This is a genomic window from Bradyrhizobium sp. Unk1, from assembly GCF_059512345.1.
Genome location: NZ_JCAMOP010000196.1, coordinates 1 through 983 on the forward strand (window position 1 = coordinate 1; position 983 = coordinate 983).

A 983-nucleotide genomic window follows, 5' to 3' on the forward strand; every position below is an offset into this window, starting at 1 on the left:
TCAAACGAAACAAGACCGACGTGGCGGATGCAGAAGCCATTTGTGAGGCGGTCACCCGCCCGACAATGCGGTTCGTACCGGTGAAGACCGCCGAACAACAAGCAGCCGGCATGATTTTGCGAACGCGAGAATTGTTGATGAGACAGCGCGGCCAGACTGCAAATGCACTGCGTGCTCATATGGCCGAATTGGGCATTATCGCGGGGACGGCATGGCAAGCATCGCTAAACTCCTGGTGCTTCTCCGGGGTGAGAAAGACAACCGGATCCCCGACGCCGCCCGCTTTGCCCTGATCCAATTCGCTGAACAGATTGAGCTGCTTACAACCCGCATAGAGAAGCTCGACAGAGAGATTTTGGTTGCCGTCAGAAAGGACCCCGATGCGAGGCGTCTGATGGGCATTCCGGGCGTCGGTCCTCTCATCGCGACCACCGTTCGGACATCGGTCTTGGATGCTCGCTGTTTTGCGACTGCACGAGATTTTGCGGCTTGGATAGGGCTAACACCAAGGGCACGGTCTAGCGGCGGGAAAGAAAGGCTCGGGGCGATATCAAAGCGTGGAAATCGGCAACTACGGACGCTCTTGATCGTCGGTGCGACCTCTATCATCAAGCTTGCTAAAAGAGGCTTGAAGGTCCCGCTCTGGGTTCGGACCATGCTGCAAAGACGGCCGGTCAAGGTCGTATCGGTGGCGCTCGCCAATAAGATTGCGCGCACCACCTGGGCCTCGCTGGTCAAAGGTGGCATCTATCAGGCGCCGACCGCAATACCGAAATCCTAAGAGCTCTCCGGCAGAAGAAGAAATCTGCCGAGGAGGCAAGGTGCAAATCTGGATGAATCCCGAATGACGACATTCCCGGTAGCAATCAGACCGCCTGACTCACTGCGCTTCGAGCGCGAGAAATTGATTGGGCGATTGCTTCCGCGGATATCATCGTGGCCAGCGGCCAGGTGCCGCGTTCACAGGCCGAACATATGACCGC

At 57.4% G+C, this 983-nt stretch carries 1 pseudogene; it reads left to right on the forward strand.

What is annotated here, in order from left to right:
* A pseudogene (locus tag AC5ZFO_RS48085) lies at nt 1–781 on the forward strand (IS110 family RNA-guided transposase); the annotation flags it as partial.
* Between the last annotated feature and the right edge of the window lie 202 nt (nt 782–983).